12 protein-coding genes are annotated in these 16678 nt (G+C 66.0%); 9 read left to right on the top strand and 3 right to left on the bottom strand.

What is annotated here, in order from left to right; genetic code table 11:
* Positions 1-5: 5 nt before the first annotated feature.
* Both CH289_RS08995 and CH289_RS09000 read left to right on the top strand, forming a co-directional pair.
* On the top strand, positions 6-1022 hold the full coding sequence (locus CH289_RS08995) for a bile acid:sodium symporter family protein (protein WP_094727842.1): 1017 nt from the start codon (positions 6-8) through the stop codon (positions 1020-1022).
* A 21-nt stretch (positions 1023-1043) separates the two neighbouring features.
* Positions 1044-2447 (top strand): glutamate decarboxylase, encoded by a 1404-nt coding sequence (locus CH289_RS09000; protein WP_094727795.1) that lies wholly within the window; start codon positions 1044-1046, stop codon positions 2445-2447.
* A 23-nt stretch (positions 2448-2470) separates the two neighbouring features.
* On the opposite strand, the gene CH289_RS09005 is transcribed toward CH289_RS09000, so the two are convergent.
* On the bottom strand, positions 2471-3079 hold the full coding sequence (locus CH289_RS09005) for a YqgE/AlgH family protein (protein ID WP_019665081.1): 609 nt from the start codon (positions 3077-3079) through the stop codon (positions 2471-2473).
* A gap of 47 nt (positions 3080-3126) precedes the next feature.
* The gene (locus CH289_RS09010) at positions 3127-3834 is read right to left on the bottom strand and encodes a TetR/AcrR family transcriptional regulator (protein ID WP_019665080.1); all 708 of its coding nucleotides are present in this window, start codon (positions 3832-3834) and stop codon (positions 3127-3129) included.
* A gap of 148 nt (positions 3835-3982) precedes the next feature.
* Between CH289_RS09010 and CH289_RS09015 the strand changes: the two genes are divergently transcribed.
* Both CH289_RS09015 and CH289_RS09020 read left to right on the top strand, forming a co-directional pair.
* Entirely contained in the window at positions 3983-4915 is a 933-nt protein-coding gene (locus CH289_RS09015; protein ID WP_094727843.1) for an NAD-dependent epimerase/dehydratase family protein, read from the top strand.
* A 25-nt stretch (positions 4916-4940) separates the two neighbouring features.
* Complete coding sequence (locus CH289_RS09020; RefSeq protein ID WP_094727796.1) at positions 4941-6224, top strand: MFS transporter; 1284 nt, start codon at positions 4941-4943, stop codon at positions 6222-6224.
* A gap of 53 nt (positions 6225-6277) precedes the next feature.
* On the opposite strand, the gene CH289_RS09025 is transcribed toward CH289_RS09020, so the two are convergent.
* Complete coding sequence (locus tag CH289_RS09025) at positions 6278-7747, bottom strand: CCA tRNA nucleotidyltransferase (protein WP_094727797.1); 1470 nt, start codon at positions 7745-7747, stop codon at positions 6278-6280.
* A 177-nt stretch (positions 7748-7924) separates the two neighbouring features.
* Between CH289_RS09025 and CH289_RS09030 the strand changes: the two genes are divergently transcribed.
* The 5 genes from CH289_RS09030 to CH289_RS09050 all read left to right on the top strand — a co-directional run bounded on the left by CH289_RS09030 (position 7925) and on the right by CH289_RS09050 (position 16607).
* Positions 7925-8488 (top strand): NUDIX hydrolase, encoded by a 564-nt coding sequence (locus tag CH289_RS09030; RefSeq protein ID WP_026347790.1) that lies wholly within the window; start codon positions 7925-7927, stop codon positions 8486-8488.
* Positions 8488-10878 (top strand): DUF6049 family protein, encoded by a 2391-nt coding sequence (locus CH289_RS09035; protein ID WP_094727798.1) that lies wholly within the window; start codon positions 8488-8490, stop codon positions 10876-10878. The genes CH289_RS09030 and CH289_RS09035 overlap by 1 nt, the downstream gene beginning before the upstream one ends.
* A complete protein-coding gene (locus tag CH289_RS09040) occupies positions 10875-15068 on the top strand; it encodes a lipid II flippase MurJ (RefSeq protein WP_094727799.1) in 4194 nt (1397 codons plus the stop codon). The genes CH289_RS09035 and CH289_RS09040 overlap by 4 nt, the downstream gene beginning before the upstream one ends.
* Positions 15069-15191: 123 nt before the next feature.
* Positions 15192-15782 (top strand): RNA polymerase sigma factor SigM, encoded by a 591-nt coding sequence (gene sigM, locus CH289_RS09045; RefSeq protein ID WP_051104895.1) that lies wholly within the window; start codon positions 15192-15194, stop codon positions 15780-15782.
* 57 nt (positions 15783-15839) lie between these two features.
* Entirely contained in the window at positions 15840-16607 is a 768-nt protein-coding gene (locus tag CH289_RS09050; RefSeq protein ID WP_020112247.1) for a hypothetical protein, read from the top strand.
* Positions 16608-16678 lie beyond the last annotated feature (71 nt).

Raw genomic sequence — 16678 nt, forward strand, 5'->3', positions numbered from 1 at the left:
GTTCAGTGAACTTTCTGCGGCAGATCCGGCCCGACGGCTTCGTCCTGAGCATCATCGCGATCGCGGTACTGGCCAGCATCTTCCCGGCGTCGGGTACCTCGGAAACCGTCCTCACCTGGGTCACCCGAATCGCCATCGGACTGCTGTTCCTGATCTACGGCGCCCGCCTGTCGCCGCAGGAAGCATGGCAAGGCGTCAAACACTGGCGACTCCACTCCGTCGTGCTGGCCACCACGTACCTCGTGTTCCCCCTCGTCGGACTCGCCCTCCGCCTCCTCGAACCGACTGTCGTCACAGCGGACCTCTACACCGGCATCCTGTTCCTGTGCCTCGTGCCGTCGACGGTTCAGTCCTCCATCGCCTTCACCTCGATCGCACGCGGCAACGTCGCCGGAGCAGTCGTCAGCGCCTCGTTCTCCAACATCATCGGCGTGTTCGTGACACCGCTGCTGGTGATTCTGTTGATGAACACCACCGGGGACGCGCACGTCGACGCATCGTCGATCCTGAGCATCTGCGCTCAGCTGCTCCTGCCCTTCCTCCTCGGGCAGGCCCTCCGACCGCTCGTGAAAGGCTGGCTCACCCGACATTCCGGGCCGACGAAAATCGTCGACCGCGGCTCGATCCTGCTGGTGGTCTACGCCGCCTTCAGCGAAAGCATGAATCAGAACGTCTGGTCGTCCGTGACGCCCCTGCAGATCGTCGCGGTCGTCCTCGTCTGCATCGTCGTCCTCGCGCTGATTCTGGCGTTCACGTACTGGATCGGCCGCGCCATCGGCTTTTCCGTCGAAGACCGCATCGTCCTCCTGTTCTGCGGCTCCAAGAAGAGCCTCGCGAGTGGACTACCCATGGCCTCGGTCCTCTTCGTCGGCGGGCCCGTCGGCCTGATTGTCCTTCCTCTGCTTCTGTTCCACCAGATCCAACTGATGGTGTGCGCCGTACTCGCCCAGCGATACGCGCGCCGAGCCGAAGCCCGGCTATCGCCTGACAAGGATGATGCGCAATCCGCCCTGGCGGATTAGCGTCGGCACCACAGACGACGAATGTGGAGGATCGACGTGCGGAAAGAGTTGTCGAAGCCAGGCAAACACCCAGGCGGAGTCATCGCCGCGGCATACACCGGGAGACTCGCCACCGATCCCATCCCCGCACTTCGGCTCCCCGACGAGCAACTCGACCCCGAAGCCGCGTACCGCTTCATCCATGACGAACTGATGCTCGACGGCTCCTCTCGCCTCAACCTCGCGACGTTCGTCACGACCTGGATGGACCCGCAGGCCGAGAAGTTGATGGCCGAGACGTTCGACAAGAACATGATCGACAAGGACGAGTACCCGGCGACGGCGTCGATCGAGGAACGCTGCGTCAACATGGTCGCGGACCTGTTCCACGCGCCCGGACTCGACCCGGAGGATTCCAAGTCCGCGACGGGAGTGTCGACGATCGGATCGAGCGAAGCGGTCATGCTCGCAGGCCTCGCCCTGAAATGGCGTTGGCGCGAAGGCCGCAGCGACACCTCGCGTCCCAATCTGGTTCTCGGAAGCAATGTTCAGGTCGTGTGGGAGAAGTTCTGCCGCTACTTCGACGTCGAACCCAAGTACCTGCCCGTCGAATCGGGGCGGTACGTCATCACCCCGGAGCAGGTTCGAGATGCCGTCGACGACAACACCATCGGCGTCGTGGCCATCCTCGGAACCACCTTCACCGGCGAACTCGAGCCCGTGGCGGAGATCTGCGCGATGCTCGATTCCGTCGCCGCGTCCGGTGGACCCGACGTCCCCGTCCACGTCGACGCGGCCAGCGGCGGGTTCGTCGTACCGTTCCTTCATCCCCACCTCGAATGGGACTTCCGCCTACCGCGGGTGAAATCCATCAACGCCAGCGGTCACAAGTACGGATTGACCTATCCCGGAATCGGTTTCGCAGTGTGGCGGACACGCGAGGACCTACCCGAGGACCTGGTGTTCCGGGTGAACTACCTCGGCGGCGACATGCCGACCTTCACCCTCAACTTCTCACGCCCCGGCAACCAGGTGATCGGCCAGTACTACAACTTCCTCCGGCTCGGACGCTCCGGATACAGCGACATCATGCACGCACTGCGCGACACCGCCGTTCGCGTCGCCGGTCACCTGTCCGAGCATCCCGCGTTCCACGTCATCACCAACGGCAGCGCCATCCCCGTCGTCGCATTCGAACTCGCCGGCGACCGCGAGTACACCGTGTTCGACATCTCCCACGAACTACGCGCACGCGGCTGGCAGGTTCCCGCGTACACGATGCCGGACAACGCCACCGGAGTAGCGGTGCTCCGGATCGTCGTGCGAGAGGGATTCAGCGCAGACCTCGGCAGGCTGCTGTGCGGCGCCATCACCGAAGTGATCGATCAACTCGACGCATCGGCGGCGGGAGGTGGACACTCGTCGGCCACCCACTTCGCGCACTGAGTCCTCAGTTGCACCCTGGGACCTCAGTTGCGGTCGACGTCGATCGGGTGAGAGGCGAGCATCGCCAGCGGCAGGGGTTGACGACGCAGCACGTGGGCCCACAGGTCGATCTTCGGTGGACCGATGACATCGGAGGCGAGGGCGGAGACGACCATCCAGTCGTCCCGCTCCAGCTCGCCCTCCAGCTGCCCGAGCGTCCAGCCGGAATACCCCGCGAAGATGCGAACCCCCTCGACGTGCGGCGCGATGTCGGCCGGATCCGAATCCAGATCCACCATGACGACCCGACCGTCGACGCGGCGCACCCCGGCGATCCCGTCGATGTCCACCCCCGTCCTCACCGTCGCCAGACAGAGAGCGGAATCCCTCTTCACCGGACCGCCCACGTACAGGGCCTTCGGACGTGCCGCGAGGTCGGTCCACTGCGGTAACACGTTCTGGACCGCGGTGTCGCTCGGCCGATTGATCACGACACCGAGGCTGCCTGCGTCGTTGTGCTCGATGACGTACACGACTGTGCGCCGGAACGTGGGCTCGACCAGCTCGATCGACGACACCAGCAAGCTCCCCGGTCGCACCGATTGCGGGGCCGGTGCCGTCTGGTCTTCGGGTTCTTCCGCATGCGCCGCCATGCAACACATTGTGGCACCGCGCACCTACGGATGTAACGCAAGGAAGCTCAGGTGTTGTTCGGCGCCCCATCGAACCCCGAGAGCTCGGCCAGGCTCGCCAATTGGTACTCGAACAACGCATCTCGGCTGCTGAAGGTGTCCGAACCGTACTGATCGAACACATCGAAGCTGACGGCACCGAACAGTGCCGCCCACACCAGAACTCCGCGAGCGATCACCTCGTCGGACATTTCCGTTCCCATTTCGTTACGAACGTCCGTGAAATTCCGGCTCAGCGCAGCCAGCGACACCGGCTCCGTACGTTCCGCCAGCGTTCCCGCGGTCCACGCCTGATCGAAAATCGACACCAGCTTGACGATCACCCTCGTACCAGGACCGGTCGTCTGCTCGGCCGGAGCGTTGTATCCGGGCACCGGGCTTCCGAACAACAGCGCATACCGCGCCGGTTCCCGCAGCCCCCACCCACGGACCGCACGACCGAGCGCGAGGAACTTCTCGACGGGACCGGCGACCTCGTCGACAGCCTCGTCCACGACGTCGCCGAGCTCGGTGTACGCGTCGACGACGAGCAGGGTCAGCAGCTCGTCCCGACTCTTGACGTACCGGTACACCGCCGAGGACACGACACCCAGATCCCTGGCGACTGCGCGCAGAGACAACGCCGCGGCACCGTCGGCAGCCAAATGCTCCCGTCCGATACGGGTGATGTCGGCGAGGGTCTGCTGTCTCGCTCGAGCGCGGGGCGTGGTCGGCATGGATTCACAGTATCGGCCCGGCCGACACGTACCCGGCGGCGAAACCGTCCCGTCAGAAACGAGAGCACTGCTCTTGCTTTTCCCAGCCGACGAGTGCACACTGGAGAAAACAGAGAGCAGTGCTCACATTTCGAACGAGGGAGACACCATGAACCAGCTACACGTCGTCATCGGAGCCGGACCGGTCGGCTGGACCGTTGCAGAACAGCTTGCTGCACAGGGACATTCGGTACGGATCCTCACCAGGTCCGGATCGGGCCCGGATCACCCGGCCGTCGAACGTCACCGAGTGGACATCGAGACCGACGACCTGACCGACGAATTCGCCGGTGCCACCGCCATTTATCTCTGCACTCACGTCGCCTACCAGAACAAGGTCTGGCGCGAGAAGCTCCCCGCGATGGAACAACGGGTGCTCGACGCCGCCGCCGGAACCGTCGTCGTCTTCCCCGAAAGTCTGTACTCCTACGGCAAGGTCGACGGCCCCATCCGAGAGGACAGGCCACGCACGGCGACTCACCGCAAACTGGGCGTCCGAACCCTCCTGTTGGCCGCCCGCGACGCCCACCGCACCCCGACCGTCAGCGTCGCCGCATCGGACTTCTACGGTCCTCGCGTGAGGACGTCGCACATGGGCGAACGAATCGTCCCCAAGGTCACGGCAGGCAAATCCGTCAGCGTCATCGCGAAGGCCGACGTACCCCACTCCTTCACCTACATACCGGACTTCGCCGCAGCGATGATCGCCGCCGGAGCAAGGAAAGACCTGTGGAACACGTTCCTGCACGCCCCCACCGCACCTGCCGTCACGCAACGACGCATGGTCGAACTCTTCGCCGACGCCGCCCGAGTACCCGCACCCACCGTCACCGCGATCCCGGCATGGATCGTCCGAGCGCTGGGCGTCGTACCCGGGCAGATGAAAGAACTGGGCGACACGCTGTACCAGTTCCAGTACCCCTACGTCCTGGACAGCACGCGCAGCGACACACTCCTCGGCCTTCACCCGACCCCGCTCGACGACGGCACCGCAGCCACCGTCGCATGGTGGAACGCCGAGGAGCTGACTCCGACCTCGTAAAGTACGTCAGGCTAAAGTTCAGCGAGTGAGCGAGACGACATTCCTGGCGCGATTGCGCGATTCGCCGGGCGCAGGCAAGCTCACCGCCATTCGTTTCGCAGGCCAGTTCGGCGACGGACTCTTCCAAGCCGCACTCAGCGGCGCCATCCTGTTCAACCCCGAGCGGGAATCGAATCCGGCTGCCATCGCAGCCGGGTTCGCTGTCCTCCTCGTCCCCTACTCCGTCATCGGCCCGTTCGCGGGCGCCATGCTGGACCGCTGGGATCGCCGCGCAGTCGTACTGTGGGCCAACGTACTTCGCATCGTTCTCATCGCCGTCACCGCAACCCTGCTCTGCGTCGGCGGCGGTGAGACACCCCTGCTCCTGCTTGCCCTCACCACCGTCGGACTCAGCCGATTCGTCCTCGCCGGCGTCTCGGCGTCGCTCCCGCACGTCGTACGAACCGAATGGCTCGTACCCATGAACTCCCTCCTCGCCACCATCGGTTCCGGCTTCGCCGCTGCCGGGGCGGGCGCAGCCGTCGGAATAATCGGATACGTCGGGGCGGGAGACTTCGGCTCCGGAATGGCCGTGGCCGCGGCAGCGTCGGGCTCGATCGTGGGCACCGTCGCCGCCGCTCGATTCGCACGTAGGTCACTCGGCCCGGAAACACTCCCCGAGCGTGGTGACCACGGCGCGATGAAAGCCGCGGTGGACATCGCCCACGGACTCGGATCCGGTGCCGTGGCCGTCTGGAGATCGCCGACGGTCACCGCCGCCATGACCGGCATCGGCGCCCACCGAATCGTGTTCGGCGTCGACACCCTCGTCATGGTGCTCATCCTGCGCGAAACCACGTCGAGTTCCCTGCCCGGCGGACTCGCCGGATTCGGCATAGCCGTCGGCGCCACGGCAGCCGGAATGTTCGTCGCTGCCCTGCTGACGCCGTTCGTTCTGCCACGATTCGGCCGTGTTCGCTCGATCATGGTGGCTCTCGCGGCCGCCGCGATCGTCCAGTTCACGTTCATCAACACCCTCACTCAGACGAGCCTGCTCATCGGCGCGTTCCTGCTCGGTGTCGCAGGCCAGACGATCAAGCTCACCGGCGACGCATCGATGCAGACCGAAATCGACGACGATCACCGCGGACGTGTCTTCGCCCTGCAGGACACCGTCTTCAACATCTTCTTCGTCGCCGCTTTGGCGGTCGCGGCGTTTGTCGTCGGTCCGGACACCACCGACCTCGCTGGTGAAACCTCTGCACACGTCGTCGTCCTGGCTGGTGCCGCGGTGTACCTGGTGGGAGTGGTAGCGATACTCCGCAGGTGAGTGGAAATGTAGGCCCTGGCCTACATTTCAACTCACAGGACGTTTTTCTCAACTCACAGGACGTTTTTCCACCAGGCCAGCAGTTCCTTCTCCGCCTCCTCGCGGGGGAGGGGACCTCGGTCGAGTCTGAGCTCCTTCAGGAACTTCCAGGCCTTGCCGACCTCGGGGCCCGCCGGGATACCGAGAAGTTCCATGATGGCGTTGCCGTCGAGATCGGGACGAACCCGCGCCAGGTCCTCTTGCGCCGCCAGGGCGGCTATCCGCTGTTCCAGATCGTCGTAGGTGGCCTGCAGTGCCGCCGCCCGACGCTTGTTACGCGTCGTACTGTCGGCGCGAACGAGCTTGTGCAGCTTGGGAAGTAGATCTCCGGCGTCGGTGGCGTAACGGCGCACGGCCGAATCCGTCCACTGACCTTTGCCGTATCCGTGGAAACGGAGGTGCAGAAACACCAACTGCGACACGTCGTCGATCATCTTCTTGGAGTACTTCAGCGCGCGCATCCGCTTGCGCACCATCTTCGCGCCGACTACCTCGTGGTGGTGGAAGCTGACGCCTCCGCCCGGCTCGTGCCGACGCGTATCCGGCTTCCCGATGTCGTGAAGCAGTGCAGCCCAGCGCAATACGAGGTCCGGGTCGCCGTCCTCCAGCTCGATCGCCTGCTTCAGCACCGTCAACGAATGCCAGTAGACGTCCTTGTGCTGGTGATGCTCGTCGATCTCGAGCTTCATCGCAGGCACCTCGGGCAGCACGTACCCGGCCAGTCCCGTCTCGCACATCACGTCGACACCCTCGAGCGGGAACTCGCCGAGGATCAGCTTGTCCAACTCCACCTGAACACGCTCGGCCGTGATGCGTTCGATCTGACCGGCCATCTCCGTGATCGCTTGGTGCACCCGCGGCATCAGCGCGAACCCGAGCTGCGACACGAACCGTGCGCCACGAAGCATCCGCAGCGGGTCGTCGTTGAACGACTTCTCCGGGGTCGACGGAGTGTCCAGCAGTCCCTCGAGCAGTGCGTCCATGCCGCCGAGAGGGTCGACGAACTCCTGCGAGCCATCGGCGCCGAGACGAACGGCCATCGCGTTGACGGTGAAATCACGACGAACCAGGTCCTCTTCCAGGCTGGTGCCGTACCGAACTTCGGGATTACGCGAGACCTGGTCGTAGGAATCGGTGCGGAACGTGGTGATCTCGACCAGCTGATCGCCCTTCGCCGCACTGATCGTGCCGAACGCGATACCGGTGTCCCACTGATTGTCGGCCCACCCGGTCAGGAGCCGCTGGACGACCTCAGGCCTGGCGTCGGTCGTGAAGTCGAGGTCCGTGCCGAGACGACCCAGCACAGCGTCGCGCACACTGCCGCCGACCAGGAACAATTCATGTCCCTCGGCGGCGAACCGACCGGCCAGCGGCGTCAGGATGTCCGACAGTTCTTTCAACGACACGGCAGCCGACGCCAGCAATCGTGCGCGACGGTCGGCGGACACGTCGGGCTGCTGGGGAACAGGAGACTTCTCGGCCACGTCGACAGAGCCTATTAGCAGGCGGTCCGACCGGGGGAAGGGCCCCACGTGAACAGGCTCGGAATGGCCGCGAGTGGAGCCCGCGGAACGAGCCCGGAATGGCCGCGAGTGGAGCCCGCGGAACGAGCTCGGAATGGCAGCCCGAAGCATTGGTTCTTTCCCTCTAGTATTGGTTGGGTGTCTGCTGGCGAACGTGCGAACAGGAGCCGCCGCAACCCGCGGCGGCGGAATTCGCGTGCCGAGACGGACAAACCGCGGCTTCGAACGGTTCGGGAGACGTCTGCTGGTGGGTTGGTGGTGGATGGGCTGGACGGCCCGCCTGCGCAGCGTTGCGCGGCGTTGATCGGCAGAACGGATCGTCGGGGCCGGTTGTTGTGGTCGCTGCCGAAGGGGCATATCGAGCAGGGCGAGACGGCGGAGCAGACGGCGATGCGTGAGGTCGCCGAGGAGACCGGTATCCAGGGTTCGGTGTTGGCGTCGCTGGGAAGTATCGACTACTGGTTCGTGACGGAGGGCCGTCGCGTCCACAAGACCGTGCACCATTACTTGCTGAGGTTTCTGGGTGGTGAACTCTCCGACGAGGACGTCGAGGTCACCGAAGTGGCGTGGGTTCCGCTGAGTGAACTGAACTCGCGATTGGCGTACGCGGACGAACGGAAGTTGGCGGCCATCGCCAGCCGCCTTATAGACGGTATGAGCGGCGAGACGAACGACCCCGAAACGCCCGTCGGCAAGCAGTGATGGCGCTACGTTCCAGGATCACTGCAGCGACGTCGGTGCTCGTTCTCGGTGCGTCGCTGCTGCTGGGGACCGGTGTTGCTGCTGCACAGGATCCAGCCGCGCAGGATCCACCGGAGAGCTCGCAGAGCGAGGACGGGACCGTCACGTATCAGTCGTCGGCGTCCGATCTTCCTCGGACGACGCGCGGTACTCAGTTTCTCGAGATGTCGATCGACGCGGTTGCTCCCGGGACGGTGACGACGACGAGCGAGCCGTTCGTGACGGTGCGCGCCACTGTCCGTAACACCGGGGACCGCCGAGTCGACGACATCAGCGTCCGTATGCAGAGCGCGGACGCTGTGGAGTCACCGGACGAGCTTCGGACGACGCTGTCGTTGGATCAGCAGGAGTACGCCGACGTCGGTGAATTCCAGGTCGTCGCGGACAGTCTCGAGCGGGGCGCCAGCGCTCAGTTCACGGTGTCGATGCCGCTTCGCGGAACGCAGTCTCCGTCGTTGGGCATCGACCGCCCCGGCGTGTATCCGCTGCTTCTCAACGCCAACGGAACGCCGGAGTACGGCGGAACGGCGCGGCTCGACGACGCCCGCTTCCTGCTCCCGGTCACCGGGGTTCCACGCGATCCGACGGTGCCGGACCCGATGGCTCCCGACGCCGTCCCGCTGCCGCCGAGCACCGCGGACCCGGTGGCGACGACGGTTCTGTGGCCGTTGGCGGACAAACCTCGCCTCGCGGCGGGCATTCCGGGTTCGATCGACGACAGGGTTCGACTCGTCGACGACGATCTTGCCGGTGAGTTGGCGTCGGGCGGACGGCTCGATCAACTTCTGGAGGCAGTGGAATCGGCGACCGCGTCGGACGTCGACCCGGGCGGCAAGCTCGCACAGAGCCTCTGCATCGCGGTGGATCCGGACCTGCTGGTCACCGTCTCCAACATGACGCGCGGATATCTTGTCGTCGCCGATCCCGCCGATCCTGCGGGACCGAGCAGGGAAGGCAACGGTCGCGACGCAGCGACGGCGTGGTTGTCGCGGCTCGAGACCCTCACCGAATCGATGTGCGTGACAGCGCTGCCGTTCGCGCAGGTGGATCTGGACACGCTGGGGAACGTGGGCGACGCGTCGTTGGCGTCGACCGCCCTCGAGTCGCCGGCCGAGGTGGTCGACGCGATCCTCGGCGTGACGTCGGTACGCGGTGTGGTGTGGAGTTCGACGGGTCAACTCGGTGAGGCAGGCGCGGCGACGGTGCGGTCCGTCGGCCAACGCACCGCGCTCGTCGCCGACAACAGCATCGCTCCCGGAGCCGCGGGGGCCGTGGCCCGCGTCGTCGGAGACACCACTGTCGCAGCCGAGCTGAACGCGACCGTGTTCGACGGCCCGACGGCGACGGCTCTGGCCGGCGTCGGGACGGATCCGTCGACGCCGCGTTTCACGCCCGACGACCAGCGGTACGACCTGGCCGGCGACTCGCGGACCGCTCGCTTGCAGGATGCGCTCGGCGCGGTGACGTACCACGCGTTGACGCCGCCCGACGGCGCTCCTCGAGCACTGACCATCGCTCCGCCTCAGTACTGGACGGCAGGCGGTGACGAACCCGATGCGATTCTCGGCACGGTGTCCTCGCTGCTCCGGACCGGTCTGGCGACGCCGCGCCCGTTCACCGAGCTGGCCGATGAGCAACCGACCGGGCTGCCCGTCGAGACCGTCACGACGAGTGTGAGCGATCGGGACCAGAACCTCGAGGATCGCATTCGCGCACAGAGCAAACGCATCGAGGCGCTGCGTGGATCGCTCGTCGAGGACCCCCAATCGGTGTTGACGCCGCGCCGGTTCACTGCACCGCTACGTGAGGACCTGCTGCGTGCCATCGGGACCGCCGACCGATCGGTGGACCCGGCGGCCGCGTCGAACACGGCTCGAATCCGTCTGGACACGTCCGAGGCCGGGCTGAACTCCACCTTCGAAGCCGTGACGGTTCTGGCTCCCGGTGGCGTCTACACCCTGGCGTCCGAGCAGAGCCCGCTGCTGTTGGTCGCCCGCAACGATCTCCCCATCGGGGTCAACGTTCGGCTGCAGGTCGACGCTCCCCCCGAGATGACCGTCAGCGACGTCGGAGCGATGGCACTACCGGCGCGCGGAAGTCGAACGATCACCGTGCCCGCCCAGGTCGACGACAGCAGAAACCTCGCCGTCGACTTCTCCTTGACCACTCTGGACGGCCAACAATTGGGCGAAGCGTCCACGGTGTCCGTACGGTCGAACGCGTACGGACAGGCGTTGGCGATCATCACCGCCTGCGCCGGGGTCCTTCTGTTGCTGCTCGCCGGCCGCAGATTGTGGCATCGGTTCAAGGGTCAGCCGGATCCTGCAGACGAAGGGTACGAACGACCATGACGGGTAGCGACTTCCCGTATTCGGGAAACTTGCCCTATAAGGGAGCGCCGCCCGCCGGCGGCGGGCCTCGCGAACGGCTGCCCGCAGCTCAGGTTTTCCGACGCACCGAGCCGCCGAGGCCTGCGCCGTGGGAACGCGACGGACGGACCGCGGTACCGCCTCGGGAGATGCGGAGCTACCCGGCACCGCCGTCCCCCGACGGTGGCCCTGCCCCGGACAACTCGGTCACCCAGCTGATCCCGCGATTCCGCGACGAGGACTATCCGCAGCCCCCTCCGCCGGAGGCGGCACCGCCGCAGATGGACGAGCCGAAACCGCAGAAGAGCCTGCTCGCCGCCACCGGTTCGATCGCGGTGGCGACGCTCGTCAGCCGTATCACCGGCTTCTTCAAGCAGATGATCATGCTGGCGATCCTCGGCGGAGCCATCGCGAGTTCGTTCACCGCCGCCACGATCCTGCCGAACATGATCTCGGAGTTGGTGCTCGGCGCAGTCCTCACCGCGATCGTCGTACCGGTCCTCGTCCGGGCCGAGATGGAGGACCCCGATCGGGGCGCGTCCTTCATCCGTCGGCTCTTCACGTTGGCGTTCACGATGCTGTTCGTCGTATCGGTCGCCGCGACGATCAGCGCGCCCCTCCTCTCGCGCGTCCTGATCAAGGACGACGCCAAGGTCAGCAGCGACCTGACCACCGCGCTGTCCTTCCTGGTTCTCCCCGCGATCCTCTTCTACGGACTGTCCGGCCTGCTGACGGCCGTGCTGAACACCCGCCAGAACTTCCGGCCCGGCGCATGGGCACCGGTGTGGAACAACCTGATCGTGCTCGGTGTCTTCTCCCTCTACTTCTTCGTCCCGGGCGAGATCACGCTGAATCCGGTCGAGATGAGCGATCCGCACATCCTCATCCTGGGCCTCGGCGTCACCGCCGGTGTGGTGACGCAGGTCGCGGCTCTGATCCCGGCGTTGCGGCGCGAAAAGATCGACCTACGACCACTGTGGGGATTCGACGCCCGCCTGAAGGCCTTCGGTGGGATGGCCGCCGCCATTGTCCTCTACGTGGTCATCAGCCAGGTCGGCCTGGTGTTCGCGACGAACATCTCCGCCGGCGCCGACGAAGCGGGCCCGGCCATCTATTCACAGGCCTGGATCCTGCTGCAACTGCCGTACGGCATCCTCGGCGTGACGGTGTTGACGGCCATCATGCCGAGACTGAGCCGCAATGCCGCCAACGGTGACACGCCGGCCGTCGTCGACGACCTGTCCGTCGCGACTCGCCTGACACTGGTCGCCCTGGTGCCGATCGTCGTGTTCCTGACCTTCACCGGCCCGTGGGTCGGCGAAGCTCTGTTCGGGTTCGGCAACTTCAAGGACGAGGCCCCGCGATTGGGAGAAGCGGTGAGCTGGTCGGCCTTCACCCTCATCCCGTACGCACTGGTGCTGATCCACCTCCGCGTGTTCTACGCCCGCGAACAGGCATGGACACCGACGTGGATCATCCTCGGCATCACCGGAATCAAGATCGCCCTGTCCGCGCTCGCCCCGGTCGTCGCCAGCTCGGACGAGCAGGTCGTGCTGTGGCTGGGTGTCGCCAACGGCATCGGTTTCGTCGTCGGCGCCTGTATCGGCGGATTTCTGCTGCACCGCAGCCTCGGAAATCTCCGCATGGCCAACGTCGGCAAGACGATCTGGATGGTTCTGATCGCGTCGGCCGCAGGCGGAACGGCGATGCTCGCGATCGACCGAATCGTCGATCTCGGTGGCCTCACCGAACCGTTCGGCATGATCGGTGCCATCGTCCGCGTCGGCATCTGCGCAGTGCTGATGCTCGGCATCACCTTCGGGATCCTGTGGTTCGGACGCATCCCGGAAGTCCTGGCCGTCACCGTCGCCATCCGCAGAATCGTCGACCGCGTCCTGAAAAGATCAGCGCCCGCTCCCGAGCCCGTCGTCCCAGCACATCCCGATTCCATACCGGTCGTCAGTTCTGTTTCTGCATGGGACACTGCACCCGACCGACTCCCGTACCCTGGACGTCGGCGGACCGGGACGCCGTCCTCGTCGCGCCTGCCTGAACCTGGCGGGCGCATGGGGCTACCCGGGGCATACACGCGTGAAGGAGTGAGAGTGACCGACGACGAAGTGGCTGGGGGGCCGGCCGAGTCCGCACACAAGGGCGGCGACCGAGCACAAGGTGGCGTGGAGGTGGACGAGCGGCAGGCCGCATCGTCGGACTCCACCGAGCCGACCACAGCAGCGTCGTCCGACAGCACTGCCACAGCCAAGCTCCCGGTGAACAAGCCCGATTCCGACAAGCCCGCTTCAGACAAGAGCGCCGGCGAGAAGACGTCTCTGATCAAGGGTGCGACCGCGGCCGAGTCCGAGTCGGCTTCGACGCCTGCTGCCGCCGAGCCGGCAGCGAGCAAGACACCTACTTCGAAGGCACCGCAAGCCGCGACAGCGGACTCCGAGACAGCCTCCACGGCTGAAGATGCAACCGAGAAATCGACGTCCGCAGCAGGCGCGGAATCGGCCGAGAAGGCCCCAGCCAAGGACGCCCCGGCCAAGCAAGCTCCGGCCAAGGACCCTTCAGCCAAGGACGCTCCGGCTGCCGAGGTGACGCCGGTGAAGTCCGGTGCCCCGACCGAGAACCCGCGTTCGCTCCGCGGTCCGAAGCTGATCCCCGGCGCTTCGGTTGCCGGTGGCCGCTATCGACTGCTGGCACCGCACGGCGGTGCACGTGGCCTCAAGTTCTGGCAGGCGCACGACGTCAAGCTGGACCGCGAGGTCGCGTTGACGTTCGTCGACTCCGAGCAGCAATCGACCGACGTCTCGGTGGACCGCCCCGAGGGTCCGCAGGCCATCCTGTCCCGCACACTGCGCCTCGGCCGCATCAATTCCCCCGGCCTGGCACGCGTGCTCGACGTCGTGCGCGGAAGTTCCGGCGGAATCGTCGTCGCCGAGTGGACTCCGGGTCGCTCGCTCCGCGAGATGGCGGACACCGTTCCGTCGCCGACGGGTGCAGCACGGGCCATCAAGGCATTGGCGGCCGCGGCCGAGGCTGCCCACCGCAGCGGCGGCGCACTGTCGATCGACCATCCGGACCGCGTCCGTATCAGCACCAGCGGCAACGCCGTTCTGGCGTTCCCGGCAACGTTGGCCGACGCCGATCCAGGTTCCGACGTCCGTGGTCTCGGCGCGATGTTGTACGCGTTGATCACGGCGCGCTGGCCCCTCGTCGACGCCTCGTCCGGCGGGCAGCCTCGATCGGTCGGCGGCATGAAGCCCGCAGATCGCGACTCGAACGGTAACGCCGTCGAGCCACGCCGAGTCCGTTCGGACGTACCGTTCGAGATCTCCGCGGTGGCGGTGCGTGCCCTCGAGCAGAACAGTGGCATCAGGACCGCCGCGACGGTTCAGCATGTCCTCGACCAGGCAGCCGTCGTCAACGACAAGACCGATCTGATGCCCGCATTGAGGCTCGGACAGCGGGCACCCGGTGCATCCGGCCATTCGCTCGCCGATCCGGAGGAGATGGCGGCGCAGAAGGAGCGGTCCCGTCGCACCAACATCGCCTTGGCGGTGCTGGGCGTTCTCACGGTGGTCGTGCTGGGATTCGCGGGGTACTGGCTGTTCACGTTCATCGCGGGCGGCAGCTCGGACGAGCCACTGACGTCTCAGGAAGCCCTCGGTCTGACCACCGAGGAGACGGCACCGCCCGCACCGGGTGCGCCCGCTCCTGCGGCCCCGGCGTCGAGCCCGGTGGCAATCGATTCGGTGGAGGTGTTCTCGCCGCAGGGCAGCGCGGACAACGCCGGATCGGCATCCAATGCCATCGACGGGGACCAGTCGACCGTCTGGGCGACGGACTCCTACTTCCAGCCGTTCCCGTCGCTCAAGGACGGTGTCGGCCTGATCGCAACGCTCCCGTCGTCACAGGTGCTCACCAGCGCGTTCGTCAATTCCCCGTCACCGGGAACGGTCGTCGAGATCAGGTCCGCACCCAGCGATTCGCCGAGTCTAGGCGACACCACCGTGATCGGTCAGGCAACTCTGGGTAGTGGAGTGACCGATATCCCGCTGCAGGTCAGCGAGCCGACAAGCCACGTTCTGCTGTGGATCACCGGGTTGAGCTCGGACAGCGGCCGCAATCAGTCGTCGATCGCGGACTTCGGGTTCACCGCACAATCCTGACCAACGGTCTGCGGGATCTCCCCTCACCTGCAGAATGCTTGAATTCGACAACGTTTCGTACTCCGCGGTCTCTATGGCTTAGGCTCTCCAGCAATGCGGTAACACGGGGGGAGCCGTTTTCGTATGGGGAGTGCAGATCTAAGCGGCGTCGGGGATGTTCTGAGTGGGCGTTCCGACGTGGAGTTGTTGGCTGCGCACGTTGCAGGCGACGAGCGGGCGTTCACGACGCTCGTGCATCGACACCACGAGCATCTGTGGATGACGGCGCGGCGAACCAGCTACACCACCGAGGACGCCGCCGACGCCTTGCAGGAAGCTCTGCTGTCCGCGCATCGGACCGCAGCGTCGTTCCGAGCGGATGCGGCCGTACGTAGTTGGCTCCACAAGATCGTCGTCAACGCCTGCCTCGATCGCATCCGACGCAATCGCTCGAGGCCGACGGTTCCGCTGCCCGAGGGTGACTCCGCGGAACTGCCGGACGTCCGCGATCAGATGTCCGCGGTCGAAACGTCGATCGAGGTGCACAACGCACTGATGGAGTTGGCCCCGGAGCAACGTGCGGCGGTCGTGGCGGTGGACATGGAGGGATACTCGGTGTCCGACGCGGCCCGGATCCTCGGTGTTCCGACGGGCACCGTCAAGAGCCGATGTGCGCGCGGCAGATTGAAGCTCGCGGGGCTTCTCGACTTTCTCCGCGAGGAGGGGAACCGATAACCAGGTCGGTGCGTCTTACAGTGTGTAGGACCGAATCATGCGTGGAAGGAGATCGGCATGACTTCATCCGACGCCGGTCTCCTGGAGCCTCCGTACTCGCCGGATCTCCTGGCCGATCTCCATGCAGGCGTTCTTCCGGATGCAGTGAGTGCGCAACTGTGGCCACGCGTCCGACAGGACCCCGATGCGGCCCGGATTCTCGACGCACTCGACGCCGTCACCGGGCGGTTGGCTACCGCAGGCCGTGAGCTGGCCTCGGGCGAGCCGATGCCTCCCGAGGTCGCGGAACGTATCGATCGCGCACTGTCCGCCGCACCCCCGGTTCAGGCTCCGACGGACTCCTCGACCCAGAACCGGGCGCCGGTTCCACTCGCGTCGCGTCGTCGTATGTCACGCACCGTCCTGGCGGCCGGGATCGCAGCGTCGGTCGTGTTGGTGACGGTGGTCGCGGCAGCGGTGGTGGTGGCGACGTCGGACAAATCGGGCGTCACCGACGGCGGGTACGCGGATGATCTTCGAGCGGATGCACCCACGTTGGTGCTGAGCTCGGACGATCTGGACAGCTCCCTCGCCTTCGACGTCATGGCGACGCGGGGGCGAAACGAGGTCACCGACGCGGGCAACCTTCGCGAATGCCTGATCGCCAACGGCTTTCGCTCGAACAGCACGGTGCTCGGATCTGCGCCCGTGGAACTCGACGGCAAGCCGGGAGTGATGCTGGTGATCGCGACCGCCTCGGCTGCCGACGGCATGGTGCTGTTGGCGGTCGGACCGGACTGCGGGGCGAACAATCCGGCCACGTTGGTTCGACGCGACATCGAGTGACTGGCCCGATACGAGCGGGAACAACACCCCTTACCCTGGTGTTGTCACACACGTCTGAAGTTCACCTGCTT

The sequence above is a fragment of the Rhodococcus sp. RS1C4 genome, assembly GCF_002258225.1.
Lineage (GTDB): Bacteria > Actinomycetota > Actinomycetes > Mycobacteriales > Mycobacteriaceae > Rhodococcoides > Rhodococcoides fascians_E.

Excerpts from the sequence above, each read along its gene's own strand:
- CH289_RS09035 (WP_094727798.1), top strand. The coding sequence starts at position 8,488 with ATGGCGCTACGTTCCAGGATCACTGCAGCGACGTCGGTGCTCGTTCTC.
- sigM (WP_051104895.1), top strand. The coding sequence starts at position 15,192 with ATGGGGAGTGCAGATCTAAGCGGCGTCGGGGATGTTCTGAGTGGGCGT.
- CH289_RS09010 (WP_019665080.1), bottom strand. The coding sequence starts at position 3,834 with ATGCCGACCACGCCCCGCGCTCGAGCGAGACAGCAGACCCTCGCCGAC.
- CH289_RS09040 (WP_094727799.1), top strand. The coding sequence starts at position 10,875 with ATGACGGGTAGCGACTTCCCGTATTCGGGAAACTTGCCCTATAAGGGA.
- CH289_RS09005 (WP_019665081.1), bottom strand. The coding sequence starts at position 3,079 with ATGGCGGCGCATGCGGAAGAACCCGAAGACCAGACGGCACCGGCCCCG.
- CH289_RS09000 (WP_094727795.1), top strand. The coding sequence starts at position 1,044 with ATGTGGAGGATCGACGTGCGGAAAGAGTTGTCGAAGCCAGGCAAACAC.
- CH289_RS09015 (WP_094727843.1), top strand. The coding sequence starts at position 3,983 with ATGAACCAGCTACACGTCGTCATCGGAGCCGGACCGGTCGGCTGGACC.
- CH289_RS09050 (WP_020112247.1), top strand. The coding sequence starts at position 15,840 with ATGACTTCATCCGACGCCGGTCTCCTGGAGCCTCCGTACTCGCCGGAT.